General features: G+C 65.4%; 1 protein-coding gene. It reads left to right on the forward strand.

The genetic code is table 11. From position 1 onward, the window contains the following. Positions 1–228 (forward strand): AMP-binding protein (locus SB772_RS46450; RefSeq protein WP_410839328.1); only part of this gene is annotated, 228 nt, incomplete at both ends.

The following is a 228-nucleotide window of genomic DNA, read 5'->3' on the forward strand; positions in this document are numbered from 1 at the left end:
CGTCGCGACCAATCCCGTCGATCTACAGAACATGCGCGATTTCGAAGGCTCGATCGGCTTGCCCGTGCCGTCGACGCAAGTCCGTTTTCGCCGCGAGGACGGCACGTGGGCCAACATCGGCGAACCCGGCGAACTGTGCGTGAAAGGCCCGCAGGTGATGCTCGGCTACTGGAATCGTCCCGACGAAACCGCGCAGGTGCTAGACGCCGACGGCTGGCTCGCGACCGG

It is taken from the genome of Paraburkholderia sp. SIMBA_030, assembly GCF_046535245.1.
In the GTDB taxonomy this organism is placed as follows: Bacteria; Pseudomonadota; Gammaproteobacteria; order Burkholderiales; family Burkholderiaceae; genus Paraburkholderia.